Origin of the sequence: Streptomyces sp. NPDC098781, from assembly GCF_044759995.1 — a bacterium.
In the GTDB taxonomy this organism is placed as follows: domain Bacteria; phylum Actinomycetota; class Actinomycetes; order Streptomycetales; family Streptomycetaceae; genus Streptomyces.
Genome location: NZ_JBIWAK010000003.1, coordinates 759,000 through 776,284, shown reverse-complemented (window position 1 = coordinate 776,284; position 17,285 = coordinate 759,000). Strand labels below are relative to the sequence as shown.

15 protein-coding genes are annotated in these 17,285 nt (G+C 73.0%); 7 read left to right on the top strand and 8 right to left on the bottom strand.

Going from position 1 to position 17,285, the window contains the following annotated elements; all coding sequences use genetic code 11:
• Window positions 1-62: 62 nt before the first annotated feature.
• Genes ACIQWG_RS15250 through ACIQWG_RS15235 form a run of 4 tightly spaced genes read right to left on the bottom strand, consistent with a single transcriptional unit; the run spans window position 63 to window position 4,717 of the window.
• Entirely contained in the window at window positions 63-965 is a 903-nt protein-coding gene (locus ACIQWG_RS15250; protein WP_404095090.1) for a YceI family protein, read from the bottom strand.
• A 47-nt stretch (window positions 966-1,012) separates the two neighbouring features.
• A complete protein-coding gene (locus ACIQWG_RS15245; RefSeq protein ID WP_404095087.1) occupies window positions 1,013-2,095 on the bottom strand; it encodes a maleylacetate reductase in 1,083 nt (360 codons plus the stop codon).
• Window positions 2,092-2,949: an intradiol ring-cleavage dioxygenase gene (locus ACIQWG_RS15240; RefSeq protein ID WP_404095085.1), complete on the bottom strand. Its 858-nt coding sequence runs from the start codon at window positions 2,947-2,949 to the stop codon at window positions 2,092-2,094. The genes ACIQWG_RS15245 and ACIQWG_RS15240 overlap by 4 nt, the downstream gene beginning before the upstream one ends.
• 25 nt (window positions 2,950-2,974) lie before the next feature.
• Window positions 2,975-4,717 carry an FAD-dependent oxidoreductase gene (locus ACIQWG_RS15235; RefSeq protein WP_404095083.1) on the bottom strand — a complete coding sequence of 581 codons (1,743 nt, stop codon included), beginning with the start codon at window positions 4,715-4,717 and terminating at the stop codon, window positions 2,975-2,977.
• A gap of 182 nt (window positions 4,718-4,899) precedes the next feature.
• Between ACIQWG_RS15235 and ACIQWG_RS15230 the strand changes: the two genes are divergently transcribed.
• On the top strand, window positions 4,900-6,636 hold the full coding sequence (locus tag ACIQWG_RS15230; protein ID WP_404095082.1) for a helix-turn-helix domain-containing protein: 1,737 nt from the start codon (window positions 4,900-4,902) through the stop codon (window positions 6,634-6,636).
• A 53-nt stretch (window positions 6,637-6,689) separates the two neighbouring features.
• Here the strand turns inward: ACIQWG_RS15230 and ACIQWG_RS15225 are convergent, their stop codons facing one another.
• Window positions 6,690-7,274, bottom strand: a complete 585-nt coding sequence (locus ACIQWG_RS15225) for a hypothetical protein (RefSeq protein ID WP_404095079.1) — start codon at window positions 7,272-7,274, stop codon at window positions 6,690-6,692.
• Window positions 7,275-7,434: 160 nt separating this feature from the next.
• Here ACIQWG_RS15225 and ACIQWG_RS15220 point away from each other — a divergent pair, with 160 nt between their 5' ends.
• The 4 genes from ACIQWG_RS15220 to ACIQWG_RS15205 all read left to right on the top strand — a co-directional run bounded on the left by ACIQWG_RS15220 (window position 7,435) and on the right by ACIQWG_RS15205 (window position 12,260).
• Window positions 7,435-8,628, top strand: coding sequence for an FAD-dependent oxidoreductase (locus ACIQWG_RS15220; RefSeq protein WP_404095077.1), 1,194 nt, complete (start codon window positions 7,435-7,437; stop codon window positions 8,626-8,628).
• 154 nt (window positions 8,629-8,782) lie between these two features.
• Window positions 8,783-10,870 (top strand): molybdopterin cofactor-binding domain-containing protein, encoded by a 2,088-nt coding sequence (locus ACIQWG_RS15215; RefSeq protein ID WP_404095872.1) that lies wholly within the window; start codon window positions 8,783-8,785, stop codon window positions 10,868-10,870.
• A gap of 22 nt (window positions 10,871-10,892) precedes the next feature.
• Window positions 10,893-11,348, top strand: coding sequence for a (2Fe-2S)-binding protein (locus tag ACIQWG_RS15210; RefSeq protein ID WP_404095075.1), 456 nt, complete (start codon window positions 10,893-10,895; stop codon window positions 11,346-11,348).
• Window positions 11,349-11,396: 48 nt separating this feature from the next.
• On the top strand, window positions 11,397-12,260 hold the full coding sequence (locus tag ACIQWG_RS15205) for a fructosamine kinase family protein (RefSeq protein WP_404095072.1): 864 nt from the start codon (window positions 11,397-11,399) through the stop codon (window positions 12,258-12,260).
• Window positions 12,261-12,362: 102 nt separating this feature from the next.
• Here ACIQWG_RS15205 and ACIQWG_RS15200 read toward each other — a convergent pair whose 3' ends face one another.
• Together ACIQWG_RS15200 and ACIQWG_RS15195 are read right to left on the bottom strand one after the other, a co-directional pair.
• Window positions 12,363-13,256, bottom strand: a complete 894-nt coding sequence (locus ACIQWG_RS15200) for a hypothetical protein (RefSeq protein ID WP_404095071.1) — start codon at window positions 13,254-13,256, stop codon at window positions 12,363-12,365.
• Window positions 13,257-13,346: 90 nt separating this feature from the next.
• Window positions 13,347-14,183, bottom strand: coding sequence for a helix-turn-helix domain-containing protein (locus tag ACIQWG_RS15195; RefSeq protein ID WP_404095068.1), 837 nt, complete (start codon window positions 14,181-14,183; stop codon window positions 13,347-13,349).
• 101 nt (window positions 14,184-14,284) lie between these two features.
• On the opposite strand from ACIQWG_RS15195, the gene ACIQWG_RS15190 reads away from it, so the two are divergent.
• The gene (locus ACIQWG_RS15190) at window positions 14,285-14,992 is read left to right on the top strand and encodes an SDR family NAD(P)-dependent oxidoreductase (protein WP_404095066.1); all 708 of its coding nucleotides are present in this window, start codon (window positions 14,285-14,287) and stop codon (window positions 14,990-14,992) included.
• A gap of 21 nt (window positions 14,993-15,013) precedes the next feature.
• Here the strand turns inward: ACIQWG_RS15190 and ACIQWG_RS15185 are convergent, their stop codons facing one another.
• A complete protein-coding gene (locus ACIQWG_RS15185; protein ID WP_404095064.1) occupies window positions 15,014-16,207 on the bottom strand; it encodes a CaiB/BaiF CoA transferase family protein in 1,194 nt (397 codons plus the stop codon).
• Window positions 16,208-16,328: 121 nt separating this feature from the next.
• Here ACIQWG_RS15185 and ACIQWG_RS15180 point away from each other — a divergent pair, with 121 nt between their 5' ends.
• On the top strand, window positions 16,329-17,261 hold the full coding sequence (locus ACIQWG_RS15180; protein ID WP_404095061.1) for an NADP-dependent oxidoreductase: 933 nt from the start codon (window positions 16,329-16,331) through the stop codon (window positions 17,259-17,261).
• The last annotated feature ends 24 nt before the right edge of the window (window positions 17,262-17,285 follow it).

The following is a 17,285-nucleotide window of genomic DNA, read 5'->3' as shown; positions in this document are numbered from 1 at the left end:
GTCGCAACCAGAGGTTGAGCGATTCGTAACCGTCGCGTGAGGAAGCTCTCGGCCAAATCTCCCTAGTCGGGAGGCCTCGGAGTGTCGTGCGTGCGGTACATCGCCTGTACGTCCAGCTCCAGCTGGACCGTGGGACCCACCACGGCGATACCCCGGGCCAGCATGCTGCGCCAGTTCAGGGTGAAGTCCTCCCGATGCAGCACGGTCTTGGCCAGCGCCGCGCACCGCAGCTCTTCGCCGTAGCCGCCGTTGACCGATCCCAGGTAGGTGGTGTCCAGCTCCACGGAACGGCTGACGCCGTGCATGCTCAGCGAGCCGAGCAGGGTCCACTTGGTGCCGCCTCGATAGGCGAAACGCGTGCTCGCGAAGTCGATGTACGGGTAGCGCTCCACGTCCAGGAAGTCGGCCGAACGCAGATGGTTGTCCCGGGTGGTGTTGCCGGTCGTGATGCTGGCCGCGTCGATCCGCACCGACACCTGGGAGTCGGCCATGTCCGGTGCCACCTTGATGCCGCCCGTGAACCGCTCGAAACGGCCGTGGACATGGGCCATGCCGACGTGCTTGGCGATGAACCGGATCGCCGTGTGCGGCGGGTCGAACAGCCAGGTGCCCGCCGCGGGCAGTTCCAGTTGCCGGGCCGACGTCAGCTGAACCCGGACGGCCGGCTGAGCGGGACCGGCGACGACGTCCAGGGTCTCGCGGTGCGGCGTCAGGCCCTCGGCCGTGATCATCAGGCTGTAGCGGCCCTGCGGCAGCGCGGCGAAGAACAGGCCGTACGGGTCAGTCGTACCGGACGCCACGACCTCGTGCGAGTCCAGCGCGGTCACCGTCACGTCGGCGCCGCGCATCGGCAGCGCCATCGGGTCCACGACCTCGCGGCCCACGAGGCCCGCTCCGGGCGGCACGGGCAACGGGACACCCGGAGCTCCTCGGGAGCGTCGACTCCTGAGCAGACCGAGGGGCATGCTGATCACCATTCTTCCGGCGTGGGGGGAATCTGAGAGGGGGGAAATCAGTGGGCCGGCGTCGTGGGCGGTGCGCCCTCGTACGCGGCTCGCAGCAGGGCCAGGACTCCGTCGGCGGTGACCGGACGGGGATTGGCGTACGCCTGGCCCGCGATCTGTGCGGCCGCCGTCGCCAGGTCGGCCTCGGTGAGGCCCAGTTCGGCCAGTGAGCGGGGTGCGCCGAGGCGCCCGGAGAGCTCCCACAGCGCTGTCGGCGCGTCCGTCGAGTCCAGGGCGCGGGCCACGGCGGCAGCCGCGGCCGGGGCGGCGGGCGCGTTGTGGGCCAGGACGTAGGGCAGCACCACCGTGTGTGTCTCGGCATGCGGCAGCGAGAAGGTGCCGCCCAGGACATGGCACACCTTGTGGTGCAGCCCCATGGTGGTGGCGCCCAGACAGGACCCGCACAGCCAGGCCCCGTACAGGGCACGTCCCCGCGCGTCGAGCGACGTCGGCTCCTCGGCGACCGCCGGGAGCGCACCCGCCATCGCCCGCACGCCCTCCTCGGCCATCAGCGCCACCAGGGGCGAGGTGTCGGGGGCGTACAGAGCCTCCACGGCGTGCGCGACGGCGTTCACGCCACTCGTCACCGACAGCGGTACGGGCAGGGACAGGGTGAGCTCCGGGTCGTAGACCACGCTGCGGGGCAGCACCTTCGCATCGCGCCCGGTGCGCTTGACGCCGTGCTCGGTCAGGCCCCACACCGGGGTCATCTCCGAGCCGGCGTACGTCGAGGGCACCGCGATCAACGGCAGTCCGGTGCGCAGGGCGATCGCCTTGCCCAGCCCGATCGACGAGCCGCCGCCGACGGCCACGCACCCGTCGGCGCCCGCCGCCCGAGCCGCCCGGACGCCGGCGTCCGCCACCTCGACGGGGACATGCATCCGGGCCCGGTCGTGCACCCCGGCGCAGGCCGGGCCGAGCGCGTCCGCGACCGCCCGCGCGGTCCCTACGCCCCGCGACCCGCACACCACGAGCACCCTCCGCAGCCCCAGCCGCTCCACCTCGCCCGGCGTCGCGGACACCGCGGCACCCGCCCGGAAGACGACCCGCACGGGCCGGCTCTCGTAGGAGAAGTCGAGGGCGTCGGTCACGACGGCTCCAGTACGAGGTCGAAGCGGGCGTGCCGGAAGGGGTTCTCGACGCCGAACTCCCGGGCCGCCGAGGGGTCGTCGGTGGACGCGAAGTCCTGGACCAGGCTCGGCCGGACGGCGAACACCGCGTCGGAGTCCAGGTAGTCGCTGCCCGCCACGAAGATGTGCGTGGTCACCGGCGTGTGGCCGTCGGCCGAGGCGATGAAGTGGATGTGGGCCGGCCGGTAGGGGTGCCGGCCGGTAGCGCGCAGCAACTCGCCGGCCGGGCCGTCCGTGGGGATCGGGTAGGGGCTCGGCACACAGGTACGGAACCAGAAACGGCCCTCGGCGTCGGCCGTGAACAGACCCCGCCCGTTGCCCTGGGGCTGTGTGTCCGGGCGTTGCACGTCGTAGAAGCCGTTGCCGTCGGCCTGCCAGACGTCGACGACCGCGCCGGGCAGCGGGACGCCGCCGTGGGAGAGCACGCGCCCGCTCACCACGCAGGGCTCCCCGCCCCCCACCAGATCGATGGTCGCGCCGAGTTCGCGTACCGGCGAGGCGGTCATGTGGAACGGCCCCAGCACCGTGGACTCGGTGGCTCCGGGCCCCTGTCGCTCGTTGATCGTCTCGACGAGCATCGACAGGCCGAGCACGTCCGACAGCAGGATGAACTCCTGCCGGGTGTCCGTGCACATCTTCCCGGTCGCCGTCAGGAAGGCGATCGCCCGTTCCCACTCCTCCTGCGTGAGCCGGGTCTCCCGCGCGAAGGCGTGCAGATGCCGGACCAGGCCGGTCAGCAGCTCCCGCAGACGTGGCTCGGCCGTCCCCTGGAGACTGGCGACGGCCTCGTCCGTGACCGTCGTGTCGCCGCTCATGTCGGCTCCCTTCTCGGCGCTCATCTCAACCGTGCCCGAGAATCCGCCGCAGCGCGTCCGTGAGCAACCGTTCGGCATCCCCGGCCGAGGCCGCGTCGGCGTGCCGGAACGCCACATACCCGTCGGGTCGTACGAGGAGGGCGCCGGCGTCGGAGATCTCGCGCAGGCCCGCCCAGTCGCCGTACGGGTCCTCGTACTCCTGGCCGGGACCGACCACGACCGTGGCGATGTCGAGGGGCTGGACCTCGGCCGCCCTCAGCCACGCCTCGCCGCCGATGCCGGTGAGCAGCGTGAAACGGCCCTTGCCGACGGTGTCGAGCGTGGACACGGTCCGGGTTCCGCAGGTCAGCCAGGCGTGCGGGAGTTTGGCGCCGGGGCGGGAGGAGGGCTGGTGGTGCAGTTCGGGGTCGCGGTCGAAGCCGGGGTCGGGCGTGCCGTCGGGGACGATCGCGGTGGAGGCGTAACGCTGGTTGAGGTCGACGCCGTGCGCGTTGAACTCGTACACCTTGAAGGCGATGGCCTCGCGCAGCGCGGTCCGCTGTGCGGCGGCGGCTTCGGTGGTGTCCTTGCGGGCGGCGATGTTGGCCCACAGCTGCTCGGGGGTCTGCGGCGAGAGCCCGTCGAGCGCCTCGAAGATCGGGGCCGTCTCGGCGATGGACCTGTTCGCCCGGGTCACGATCTGCCGGCCGACCGGGGCGCGTTCGGCGGTGTAGGTGTCCAGGAGCGCCGGTGAGGCGACCCCGTCGAGGACGAGCTTCAGCTTCCAGGCCAGGTTGTAGGAGTCCTGGACGGAGGTGTTGGAGCCGAGCCCGTTGGACGGCGGGTGGCGGTGCACGGCGTCACCGGCGCAGAGGACCCGGCCGTTCGCGTACGTCTCGGCGTACATCTCGTTGACCGTCCACGCCGACGACGACCTGATGGTCACCGGGATCTCGTCGTCGCCGACCAACTGCCGTACGACGGACAGGGCGTACTCCTCGGTCAGGTCGGGGGCGCCCGCCGACACGTCGTAGCCCCACACGATCAGCCACTCGTTCCAGGGCCGCACGCAGCGCACCAGGCCCGCGCCGATGCCGCCGACCGTCGCGCCGGGCGCGAGCACCCAGTAGAGGGTGGAGGGGCGGTGCGCGGTGTACTTGGCGAGGTCCGCGTCGAAGACGATGTTGATGCTGCCCGCGACACCCATCTGACCGCCCATCGGCAGCCCCGCGTCCTCGGCGACCTTCGAACGGCCGCCGTCGGCGCCGATCAGGTACTGGGCGCGGATCGTGTACGAGTCGCCGCGCAGGCGGTCCTCGACGGTGACCGTGACGCCGCCCTCGTCCTGCGCGAAGGACCGGTAGACGGTGCTGAAGCGGAAGTCGGTGCCGCGCGCGATCGCCGCGTTCACCAGCACCGGCTCCATCAGGTGCTGCGGCAGGTCGCACATCCGGGTCGGGCTTGCCAGCTCGTGCGCGGCCTGCACCAGCGGATCGTTGCCCCAGGAGCGGACCCGGCCGAGCTCCTCGCCGGCCAGGCTGGTGCAGAACGTGGTGTTGCCCATCAGGTGCTGCGGTGTCGCCCGGTCGACGACGTCCTGCTCCACGCCCAGATCGCGCAGCACCTCCATGGTGCGCTGGTTGGTGATGTGCGCGCGGGGCGTGTCGGCGAGGCTCGCGTACCGCGTCACGACCATGTTGCGCACGCCGTACGTGCTCAGGGCGAGCGCGGCCGACGCCCCCGCCGGCCCGCTGCCCACGATCAGTACATCGGTCTCGACGGTGTGCACGACAGGACGCTCCAGGAGATGAGACAGGGGGGAGGACGCACTCCCGACTTTCAAGATCATGGAGCGGTACGGCCGGACGTGGGTGTCTCAATACGAGACAACGCGTCGTGGCCGGCCTCAGGTGGAGCGGGACAGACCGCCGTCGCCACGCGGGTGAGGCCCCCGATACGGTGAGGGACGCCATGACCACCGCGGAACATTCCCCTGCCCTCGCCCCACTGCGCCAGGCCCGCGAACGGTTCCTGACGGGGCGTCCGCTCCCGGACGGCGTGCCGGACGACCTGGTCGACGCCTGGCGGCGCGCCCGCTTCTTCGGTGTGCGGCCCGATCTCGACGGCCCGCTGCGGGAGTCCGCCCAGCCGGTGAACTCCCCCCTGCTGGAAGCGGCGCGCCCGGTGCTCACCCGTCTCGCCCCGGCACTCGACGCCGGTCGCTCGGCGCTGGTGCTCACCGACGAGCGGCTCAGGGTGCTGTGGTCGACCGGCAGCGCACCCGGCGACGACACCTGCGCCGACCTCTCCGAGCGGGAGGTCGGCCACAACAGCGCCGCGCTCGCCCTGCGCACCGGACGCCGAGCCGAGGTGCACGGCCCCGAGCACTTCCTCGACGTGTGGCAGGACGTCTCGGCGGTCAGCGTGCCGCTGCTCTCCTCGGACACAGGGCAGGCGCTCGGCACGGTGACCGTGGCCTGCGGCCTGTGCGCGGGCTGCCGGCCGCATCCCGGTGCCGCCCTCGCCGAGGCAGCCGCCGCGGCGGTGGAGGCGGAACTGCGAGCACGCGCGCGTACACCGGAACGGGCCCTGCTCGACGCCTACGAGCGCGCCGCGCGGGGACGGGAGCGCGCGGTCGTCGCGCTGGACGGCCGCAACCGGCTGGTCAGCGAGGCCGCGGCCCGCCTGGCCTCGCCGCAGGTGCTGGAGGCGCTGGAACGCGGCGCGGGGGAGTGGGGGAGCGGCACCGGCGAGTCGTACGACATCGCGCTGCCCGAGGACGCCGGGTGCAATGTGGAGATCACTTCGGTACGGCACGAGGGCCGCGTCCTCGGCCTGGTCGCGGTGCTCGAACCGCGTCCCGTGGAGCCGACGCCCGCGACCCCCGGGCCGGCTAGCGGGTTGGCGGGAGGCTCGCTGCCCTGGCGACACGCTCTCGCGCGGGCGACGGAACTCTTCGGCACCCCTGGCCCCATGCTGGTGACCGGCGAACGCGGCACCGGCAAGGCCGCCCTCGCCCTCGAACTGCTCGACGGCACGCGCCCGTTGGTCGTCGACGCCGCCGAGTCGCCGGAGCTCGGTGTCACCCACGACGAGTGGCTCAGCGGCCGCCGCACCCTGCTGCTGCGGCACGCCGAACGGCTGGCGCAGCCGGACGTCGCCGCCCTCAACTCCGTCCTGGACGAACGCCCGGACGCCCCCCTCGTCGTCACCTACACGCCCGGCACCGAGCCCGGCCCCTGCCTCCAGCGCCTCCTCGACACCCTCGCGGCCCGCTCGGTGACCCTGCCCACGCTGCGGGAACGGCCCGAGGACATCAGGGAGTTGCTCCCCGCGCTCGCGCCCGCGCCAGTCCCCGGCACCCCGCCGCTGACCTGGACGCTGGACGCGCTGCGCGCGCTGGAACGACACCCCTGGCCCGGCAACGTGACCGAACTGGCCCACGTCGTACGGGCGTTGGCGAGCCGACGGCGGGTGACCGGGCCGGTGCGGCGCGGTGAACTGCCCGATCCCGTCCGGGAAGGACCGGCCGGCCGGACCCTCAGCCCCATGGAACGGGCCGAGCGGGCCGCGATCCTGGAGGCGCTGCGCCGCCACGGCGGCAACAAGGCACGCGCCGCGGCGGCGTTGGGGATCGCCCGCGCCACCCTCTACCGGAAGCTGCGGGAGTATCAGGGGCGGGACGCCCTGATCGGGCCCAGCCCCTGAACGCTCCGGTCCGCGTCACACGGGCCCGGACCCGCCGCCGCGCTCCGCGCCGCTCAGCGCGCCCCCGTCCAGTTGTGCGCGACATCGACGACGATGCGCCCGTCCGCCGTCCACACCCGGAACGGCAGCCGCGCCCGGACGCCGAGCCCGAGCTGCGTGTCCCCCTCGAAGCTGCCGACGAACCGCGCGTCCCGGAAGGTGCGGTACCCCGTGAGATCGACACCCTTCAGCCGCTGACCGGCTTGCACGGGATAGGTGGGCTTCCCGGTGGCCGGGTCGTACGCGGGCGCCGCCACGCGCACCTCGATGACGGCTCCGCCGCCCACGGCGATCGGCCGGCCCGAGCCGTCCTGGTGGAGCCGGCTGACGTACTGGACGGAATAGCCGAGTTCACCGCTGTCCGCGCCGGGGACGTCGACGACCATGCGGTCGAAGCAGGTGTGCCGACCGGTCCTGATGTTCGTCACCGACTCCGTCGTGGCGGCGGAGCGGGTCTTGGCCTGGCTGCCCCAACCGGTGGGGCAGGCCGTGGCCCGGGCGGTGACGGTGGTGCTGGCGTCGGCCGGGACCGCCGCCACGCCCAGCGCGGCGACCATGAGCGCGGTGGCCGTCGCCCATGAGTTTGCTTTTCGTCCCATTGTGTCCCCTGAGAGGTGATGTGTCTGATATCAGGGAAGACAGCCGTCCCGGTGGAATGGTTGCATTGCCGCGGAGGCCGGCTGTGCGGACCGCGCGGAGATCGGCGGCTCGCTCGGGAACCCGCGCCGGACCTGGGGCGTTTCACGAAGTACGGCCGCGATGAGCGGAGTCGAAGACGTACGAGGGGGTCTTGTGGCGCGGTTACTGGTCGTAGGAGGCGGAATCGCCGGCACGGGTGCGGCGCTGGCTCTGCACAAGGCCGGACTGGACGTCACCGTGTACGAGGCGCACCCCGACTCCGCGGAGGACATCGGCGCCTTCCTCACGCTGGCGAGCAACGGTATGCGGGCCCTGGCCGAGGTGGACGCCTCGGCGGCGGTCACCGCGATCGGCTTCCCGCTCACCTCGATGCGGGTCCTGGACGACACGGGCGCCGAGGCGGCCCACGTACCGCTCGGCGAGGCCGGCACCGCGCACCTGCGGTACCGCTGCGTGCGACGCGGCGACCTCAACGCGGCCTTGCAGGCCGAGGTCGACCGCCGGGGCATCCAAATCCGGCACGGCACCCGTCTGGTGTCGGTCGACGACCGACCCGACGGCATCACCGCGCACTTCGCCGACGGCACCGCCGCGACCGGTGACCTGCTCATCGGGGCCGACGGTCTGAACTCCACCGTCCGCGGACTCGTCGCCCCCGACTCCCGCCCGGCTCACGCCGGTCAGCAGGTGTTCTACGGCTACACCCGCGAAGTGCCCCCAGCGGGAAGGCCCGAGACCATCACCATGGTGCGCGGCAGCTCCGTCGCCTTCGGGTACACGGTGTCGCCGGAGGGGGAGACCTACTGGTTCGCGCGCGTGGCCGCCGAGCCCCTGGCCGCGGCCGACATCGAGCAGGGCACCCCGGCCCACTGGCGCGACCTGCTCCTGCCGCTGCTCCGCAAGGACGCCACCCCGGCCGCGGACCTCGTCGAGGCCACCGCCGACGACCTCATGGTCACCAACGCCACCGAACTCCCCACCGCCACGCCCTGGCGCACCGGCCGGACCCTGCTGATCGGCGACGCGGCCCACGCGGCCTCCCCGGCCACCGGGCAGGGTGCCTCCATGGCCCTGGAGGACGCCGTGGTCCTCGCCAAGTCCCTGCGGGACACACCGGACACCGACACCGCGCTGTCCCTCTACGAGTCCGTCCGCCGCCCCCGCGTGGAACACAACATCACCGTCAGCGGCGACATCTCCCGGGGCACCCACCACCCCTCGGGCCCTCGCGGCGGCGGTGCGAACCGGCCGGGCGACGACGAGATCGTCCGGCAACTGGACTGGGGTACGGACCTTCGAGGGGCCGAGTCGTAGACGCCCGACGGGCGTCGCGGATCGGCCGGCCTGGATCGATGGTGCTGCCAACCGGCGCAACCCCGACGCGCGCAGGGCCCTCATAGAGGTCGAACCACACCGGGTTCGCGGAGAGGAGCGCCTGTTGGACCGTCAGTTGTCCCGTCGACAGTTCGTGGTCTACTCGCTCGCGGCGACCACCCTGACCGTCGCGGCGCCGCTCGGCTGCGACGGCTCGACCGCCGAGGGCGCCGAGAAGGGGGCGGACGGCCGACGGCAGGCGTCCGACGTCCTGGTGACCGGCACCGACTCCGAGATGCTGGTCCTGGAGATCACGCCGGCCAACAAGGTCGTCGTACGGCTGCCGCGCGCCGAGGTCGGCCAGGGCGTCACCACCGCCGTCGCCATGATGATCGCCGAGGAACTGGACGCCCGGCTCGCCGACGTCGAGATCCCGCTCGCCGAGGCCCGCAGGGAGGGCAACCAGTTCACCGGCGGTTCCAGCTCGGTCAGTTCGCTGTACGGGCCCGCCCGGCAACTGGCCGCCACCGCCCGGGCCAAGCTCGTGACCGCCGCGTCCCGCCGCTGGCACGTGCCCGCGCGGACCCTGCGCACCCGGGGCACCCGGGTCTTCGCACCGGACGGCCGCATGGCCACCTTCGGCTCGCTGACCAGAAGCGCCGCCCAGATCACCAGACCCACCGTGCCGACCGCGCCCAAACCGGCGTCCCGGCACCGGGTGATCGGACGGCCCACGACCCGCATCGACGCCCGCGACCTCATCACCGGCAAGGCCAGATACACCGGGGACCTCACGGTGGCGGGAGCCAAGCCGACGGTCGTGGCCCGGCCGCCGACGATCGGCGGGAAGGTCGTCTCGGTCGACTCCGCCGCCGCCCGCGCGATGCCCGGGGTGCACGCGGTCGTCCGGTTCGACGGCGGTGTCGCCGTGGTCGCGGAGACCTTCCACCACGCCTTCCAGGCCCGCGACGCCCTGCGCGTCAAGTGGGCGCCCGGACCGCTGGCGAACCTCTCCGACGCCGGCATCCGCGCCCGGCTGCGCGCCGCGGTACCGAAGCTGGGCGATCCGCCGCGCGGTTCGGCGCAGACCGAGGCCGAGTTCGAGTTCGCCTTCGTCAGCCACGCACCGATGGAGGTGCTGACGGCCGTCGCGGACGTGCGGGCCCGGCGCGCCGAGATCTGGTTCTCCTCCCAGACTCCGCAGTCGGCGCGGGAGGACATCGCCTCGGCGATCGGACTGCCCGCGTCGCAGGTACGGATCCATGTGATCCGCGGCGGTGGCTCGTTCGGCCGGCGCCTGAACCACGACGCCGCGCTGGAGGCGGCCGTGATCTCCAAGAAGGCCGGCCGCCCGGTGAAGCTGATGTGGAGCCGGGCCGACGACATCCGGCACGGCAGGATGCGCCCGGCCTCCCACCACCGCATCCGGGCCAGCCACGCCGGCGGCCGGGTGGTGGCCTTCGCCCACGCCACGGCCTCGGTCAGCGAGTCTTTCGGGGAGCGGGGGCTGTCCACGCAGGGCGCCTCGCGTGCCCCCGCGGCGGCCCCGCTCCCGAGCGACAGCGGCCTGTACAACTTCGGCCGGCTGTCCGGCGATTCCGGCTCGGTGGACCTGGCGATCCCGCTGGGGGCCTGGCGGTCGGTGGACTCCGGCACCGTGCGCACCGCCGAGGAGATCGTCGTCGACGAGATCGCCCGGAGCCTCGGCCGGGACCCGGTCGCCTTCCGCCGTACGACCCTGCGGAGCAAGGCCGTCAAGGCCGTGCTGGACAAGGTGGCGAGCGCCGGGAAGTGGGGCCGGAGCATGCCGCGCGGGCACGGGCAGGGTGTCGCCGTGCACGAGGAGTACGACTCCTGCGTGGCCTGTCTGGTCGAGATCGACGCCGCCGATCCGAGGAACCCCCGGGTGACCAAGGTGGTGATGGCGGCCGACGTCGGAACGGCCGTGAATCCGCGCGGACTCGAGGCCCAGCTCATGGGCACCGCCGTCGACGGCATCTCCACCGTGCTGCGGGCCGGACTGCACATCGACAAGGGCGCCGTACGCGAGAGCAGCTTCGCCGACTTCCACTACGCCCGCACACGGCACGCTCCGCTGCACTTCGAGGCGCACATCATGCCCTCCCGGCGGGCCCCCGGCGGAGCCGGTGAACTCGGCGTCCCCGCGGCGTCGGGAGCCGTCGCCAACGCCTACGCCCGAGCCACCGGCACCAAGCCGCGCCGCTTCCCCCTCGACTTCTGAACCATCCGAAGAGAAGGTCCCGATGCCCTCCTACACCTTCACCCTCAACGGGAAGCAGGTCACCGTCGAGGCACCCGCCGACATGCCCCTGCTCTGGGTCCTGCGCGATCTGCTGCACGTCACGGGCCCCAAGTACGGCTGCGGGGTCGGCGCCTGCCGCGCCTGCACCAGCCATCTCGACGGCGACGAGATCCAACCCTGCGTGGTCCCGGTCGCCGACTGCGCGGGCCGTCAGGTCACCACCATCGAGGGCCTGGCCGACGGCGACCGGCTGCACCCCGTGCAACAGGCCTGGCTCGACTGCGACGTCGCCCAGTGCGGCTTCTGCCAGCCGGGCCAGATCATGGCGACGGCCGCGCTGCTGAAGAGGACACCCCGGCCGACGGACGCCGACATCGACGGCATCGAGAACGTCTGCCGCTGCGGCACCTACTCCCGGATCCGCGAGGCGATCAAGAAGGCCGCCGCCCACAGCTGACCTCGCGGCACAGCTGACCTCGCGGCACGGGGCCGTACGCTGAGGGCCGTGGACAGCAGCTCCGAGAGCCCCGGCGCCCTGGCGGCGCGCTGCACCGGGCGGGCGGTGACCGGTGAGCGCCGCCTGTCCCGAACGCTCGCCGAGGTCACCCTCGACGGCGGCGGAACGGTGATCGTCAAGCGCGGCGAGGGCGACCGCGCCGCGTGGGCCGAGGCGGCCGGGCTGCGCTGGCTGGCCGAGGCCGGCGCGGTACGCGTCCCGGCCGTGCACGGGCGGAACGCGCGTCGGCTGGTCATGGACCGGGTGGCGACCGGCCCGCCCGGTACCGGCGCGGCGGAGCGGTTCGGCCGCGATCTGGCCGCCCTGCACGCGTCCGGCGCACGCGCGTTCGGCGCCCCACCGCCCGGCGGCCCCGAGGACGCGTACATCGGGCTCGCCCCGATGCGCAACGTCACCGGCCCCGACTGGCCCCGCTGGTACGCCGAGCACCGGGTGCTGCCGTATCTGCGCCGCGCGGTCGACGAGGGCACGCTCAGCGCTGCGGAGGCAACCGTGATCGAGCGCGTCTGTGAGCGGCTCCCCGAACTGGCCGGTCCCGCCGAGCCGCCCGCCCGGCTGCACGGCGACCTCTGGAACGGCAACGTCCTGTGGGGCGCCGACGGGCACGTCTGGCTGATCGACCCGGCGGCGCACGGCGGCCACCGGGAGACCGACCTCGCCATGCTGGGTCTCTTCGGCTGCCCCCACCTGGACCGCGTCCTGGCCGCCTACCAGGAGGCCACGCCGCTCGCGGCCGGCTGGCGGGACCGTATCGGCCTCCACCAGTTGTTCCCCCTCCTGGTGCACGTCGTCCTCTTCGGGCGCGGCTACGCGGACCAGGCCCTCGCGGCGGCCGGGGCAGCCCTGGCGTGATCCGCTCTACGGCAACGGGCGGGCGCCGCGCAGGAACTGCTCGACCGCGATCTCCACGAGCCCGTCGGGCAGCTCGGGTTTCACCAGGTTGCGGGCAGAAAGTCAACGCCAGCTCGGCGACGGCCCGGTGAGGTTGCCGTGCGGCACCGGGCGGCCCGTGAAAGCGTCCAGCAGGATCCGGTCGGCGAGCGGGCGGTCCAGCTCGACCGTCACCTTCTTCGAGCGCAGGTCGGACGTACAGAGAGCGCCCTCGTCCGAGGTGTCGACGACGTAGGCGGACAGCACCACGCTGCCGTCCGTCTCCAGCACGTCCACGGCGGGCCCGTCGTCACAGGACCCGTGGAAGGCGTGCACCGTCACCGACCGGCCGTTCTCGCTCACCTCCACGAGCTCGTTCAGTTCGCCCAGTTCACCCGTGGGCGCGTCCCGGGCCGGACCGATCGGCGGCTCGGGCAGCTTCGACGGGTCCAGCGCGACGCGCTTGAGCGGGGTGTCGTAGCCCTCGATCGTGAACAGCCAGGCCGGCACGGTCGCCGGACCGCGGCTGGTGGCCAGTGTCGTCTCGCCCAGCCTCGCCCCGGTCACCGTGAGGTGCGGACCGGGGCCGCTGCTGCGGCCCACCCTCTCGTACGCCTCCCGCGCCCCCATGAGCGGCAGCGTGAGCGAGCCGCCGCGCTCCCAGGTCACCTTCCCCTCCTCCTCCGGCGTCCCGGGGAGCTCCCCGCGCAGCACGAAGTTGTCGGTGAGGTACGCCTCCTTGTCGGCGTCGTTGTGGAAGGCGTCCTCGGGCAGCTGGACCGTGTCGGCCATCGGGTAGTAGCCCTCGCGCCAGATCTCGGCGGCCGGTGACCCGTCCCAGGCCTTGGCCACCTTCTGTGCGCGGGCCCTGGTCTGCGGCGGAGGCTCGGCGGCCTGTTCCGTCGCGGCGCCGCACCCGGCGGCGAGCAGACCGAGCGCGGTGAGCAGTTGGACGGTGCGTGAGACGGACGTACGCATGGTTCCCCCCGGCGGACGGCGACGAGCGCGGACGGGACGGTGCCGCGACCACCCCGACACTGTGACGCACGAAGCGCCCGCGGCGTTCGGTCAGACCAGGGACTGGGTGCCGAGCACCGCGAGCAGGGCGAGGCGTTCGGCGTCCTCGGTGCCGGGGGCGGCCGTGTAGACCATGAGACGCAGGTCGCTGCCCGCGACCGCGAGGATGTCGCAGTCCAGGGTCAGCGGGCCGACCCGCGGATGGTCGATGATCTTGCGACCGGCCTCGTGGCGGCCGACCGTGCCGGTGTCCCACAGTTCGGCGAAGCGGGGACTGTGCGTGCGCAACTCCGCCACCAGGGCGCGCAGTCGGGGGTCCGCCGGATACCGGCTCGCGGTCGCGCGCAGGTCGGCGACGATCCCGGCCTGGAAGGCGCGCCTGTCCGGCGGGGTCATGCGCACCCGGCTGCCGGGACCCAGGAAGGCCCGCCATACGCCGTTGCGTTGGAAGCCGTGCCATCCGGAGGGGTCGCCCATCAGCGCGGCATAGTGCGGGTTGGCCACGAGCAGCGTCCAGGCCGCGTCATACACCCCTACCGGTGTGCCGTTCAGACGGTCCAGCAGGCGCTGCACGCTGGGTGTGATGTGCGCGGGGACGGTGTCGGGGCCGGGCGGTACGAGGCCCGCCAGCCGGAACAGATGCGTGCGCTCCTCCGTCGACAGCCGCAGTGCCCGCGCCAGCGCCTCGACGATCTGCGCGGACGGATTGCTCGCCCGGCCCTGTTCGAGTCGGGTGACGTAGTCGACCGAGATCCCGGCCAGCAGAGCTAGTTCCTCGCGGCGCAGCCCGGCCGCGCGTCGCTGCCCGCCCGTCGGCAGACCCGCCGCCTCCGGCGCGATCCGGTCGCGCCAGCGGCGCAGGGCCCTGCCGAGTTCCGTCGCGGTCATGCCCCCAGTCAACACCGCCGCCCACACCCGTGCCTGGTACCGCTGGTCCCAGGAAGAAGGGACGGCTGGCTGCCCCGCTCGCCGCGCAGGACGCTGAGGGCATGACGACAACACTCATCACCGGAGCGAACAAGGGACTCGGTTTCGAGACCGCCCGTCGGCTCGTCGAAGTGGGTCACACCGTCTACGTCGGCGCCCGGGACGCCGAGCGGGGTCGGGACGCGGCCGAGCGGCTCGGGGCACGCTTCGTCCAGCTCGACGTCACCGACGACGCCTCCGTGCGGGCCGCTGTGAAGTCCGTCGAGGCCGAGGGCGGGCTCGACGTACTGGTCAACAACGCCGGCATGGAGGTACGGGGCGAGAACAACGCCGTTCCGGCCGCCGCGGACACCACCGCCGACGAGATGCGGACGGTGTTCGAGACGAACGTGTTCGGCGTCGTCCGCGTCATCCACGCCTTCCTGCCGCTGCTCCAGCGGTCCGAGGCCCCCGTCGTGGTCAACGTCAGCAGCGGGCTGGCCTCCCTGACCACGCTGTCCGACCCGGACTCACCGGCCCACTTCTACCAGGCCGTCGCCTACCCGGCCTCGAAGACGGCGGTCAACATGATCACCGTGCAGTACGCGAAGGCGTTCCCGAAGATGCGGATCAACGCCGTCGAGCCCGGCTTCACCGCCACCGACCTCAACGGCCGCACCGGCACCCAGACCATCGCGGAGGGCGCCGAGATCATCGTACGGATGGCACGGCTCGGCCCCGACGGCCCGACCGGCGGCTATGTCGACGTGAACGGCCCGCTTCCCTGGTGACACCGGGCCCCGGCGGGTCCGTCAGACGACGCCGTCGGCCCGCAGGGCCGCGATCTCCTCGCGGCTGCGGCCGAGTTCGGCGAGGATCGACTCGGTGTGCTCGCCCGCCGCGGGCACCGGGTCCATCCGCGCGGGTACGCCCGCGAGGTCGGCCGGCGGCAGCAGGGCCTGCACCGTCGCCCCGCCGGGCACCCCCACGTCGCGCCAGCGGTCGCGGCCGGCCAGGACCGGGTGGTCCAGGAACGCGGCCACGTCGTTGACCCCGGCGCAGGCGATGGCGACGGCCTCCAGGTCCTTGAGGATCTCCTCGGCGTCGGAGCGGGCGCAGCGCTCGGCCACGAGGGCGTTCAGCTCGTCCCGGTGGGCCACCCGCGCGGAGCTCGTGGCGAACCGCGGGTCGTCGGTCAGCTCGGGCCGGCCGAGGAACTCGGCGCACAGGACGGCCCATTCGCGCTCGTTCTGGATGGAGAACAGCACCTCCTTGCCGTCGGCGGCGGTGAAGGCGCCGTACGGGGCGAGGGTGGGGTGCTGGGTGCCCAGACGCGGGGGCTGAACGCCGCCGTGGCGCGTGTAGTAGGCGGGCTGGCCCATCCACTCGGCCAGCGCCTCGAACAGGGACACCTCCACCGGGTGGGCGGTGCCCGTGGTGGCCCGGGTGTACAGGGCGGTGAGGATGCCGCTGTAGGCGTACATCCCGGCGGCGATGTCGGCGACGGAGATCCCCACGCGCGCGGTGTCGGCGTCGGTTCCGGTGAGGGAGACCAACCCGGTCTGGCACTGGACCAGCAGGTCGTACGACTTGCGGTCGGCCCAGGGGCCGGTCGTGCCGTACCCGGAGATGGTGCACGGGATCAGCCGCGGCCACCGCTCGCCGAGCGCCTCGACCCCCAGGCCGAGACGGTCGGCGGCGCCCGGGGCCAGGTTCTGCACGAACACGTCGGCGTCGTCGAGGAGCCGGTGCAGGATCTCCTGACCCCGCGGTGCCTTCAGGTCCAGCGTGAGGGACTCCTTGGACCGGTTGAGCCAGACGAAATAGCTGGACTGTCCGTGCACGGTCGTGTCGTACCGACGGGCGAAGTCCCCGTCCCCCGGCCGCTCGACCTTGATCACCCGCGCCCCGAGGTCGGCGAGCTGCCGGGTGGCGTACGGGGCTGCCACGGCCTGCTCCAGGCTGACGACGGTGACACCGGACAGGGGAAGTCGGGGGGCGCTCATGGGGCCATGTGTACGGCCCCGCCGGAGATCGCGTCAACGGCGTACAGTGGACGGAAGGGCATCTGCATGTCAGTGCATATATTGCACATGCGGGTATAGCTCGTGTGGTTACATGGTCGTCATGAAGGCCATCACATTGCAGAGCTACGGTCAGCCCGAGGATCTGAAGCTGGTGGACCACCCCGAGCCCAAGGTGGCCCCGGGCGAGGTCCTGGTCCGCGTGAAGGCCGCCGGGGTCAACCCGGTGGACTGGAAGCTCGGGGCGGGATACCTCGACCCGATCATGGAGACCCACTTCCCGATGATCCCCGGCTGGGACGTCGCCGGGGTCGTCGAACGGGTCGGGCTCGACGTCGACGAGTTCGCGCCCGGTGACGAGGTGTACGGCTACCTCCGCAAGGACTCCGTACAGCTCGGCAGCTACGCCGAGCTGGTGTCCGCGCATGTGCGGATGCTGGCCCGCAAGCCGGCCTCGCTCAGCTGGGAGCAGGCCGCCGGAGTGCCACTCGCGGGGCTGACCGCGTACCAGTCGATCAAGCGCGTGGACGTGCGCGAGGGCGAGACGGTGCTGGTCCACGCCGCGGCCGGCGGGGTCGGCATGTTCGGGGTGCAGATCGCGGCCGCGCTCGGCGCCCGGGTCATCGGCACCGCGAGCGAGCGCAACCACGACTTCGTACGGCAGCTCGGCGCCGAGCCCGTGGCCTACGGCGACGGCCTGGCCGACCGGATCCGCGAGCTGGCGCCGGACGGTGTGGACGCGGCCCTCGACTTCGTCGGCGGTGACGCCGTGGACGTCTCCCAGCAGGTGCTGCGACGGCGTGAGCGGGTGGTGTCCATCGCCGACCCGGAGGCGGTCGCCAAGGGCGCCCACCTGCTGTGGGTGCGCCCCGAACCGGCCGATCTGACGGCCCTCGCCGAACTCGCCGACACCGGTCGGCTCGCCGTACACGTGGAACGGGTGCTGCCGCTGGAGGAGGCCGCCGAGGCCTGGCGGATCAGCCGCGAGGGACGGGTGCGCGGAAAGCTGGTCCTGTCGGTCGGCGAACCGCGGTAGCGGCAGGCGAGGGGGACGCGGCGT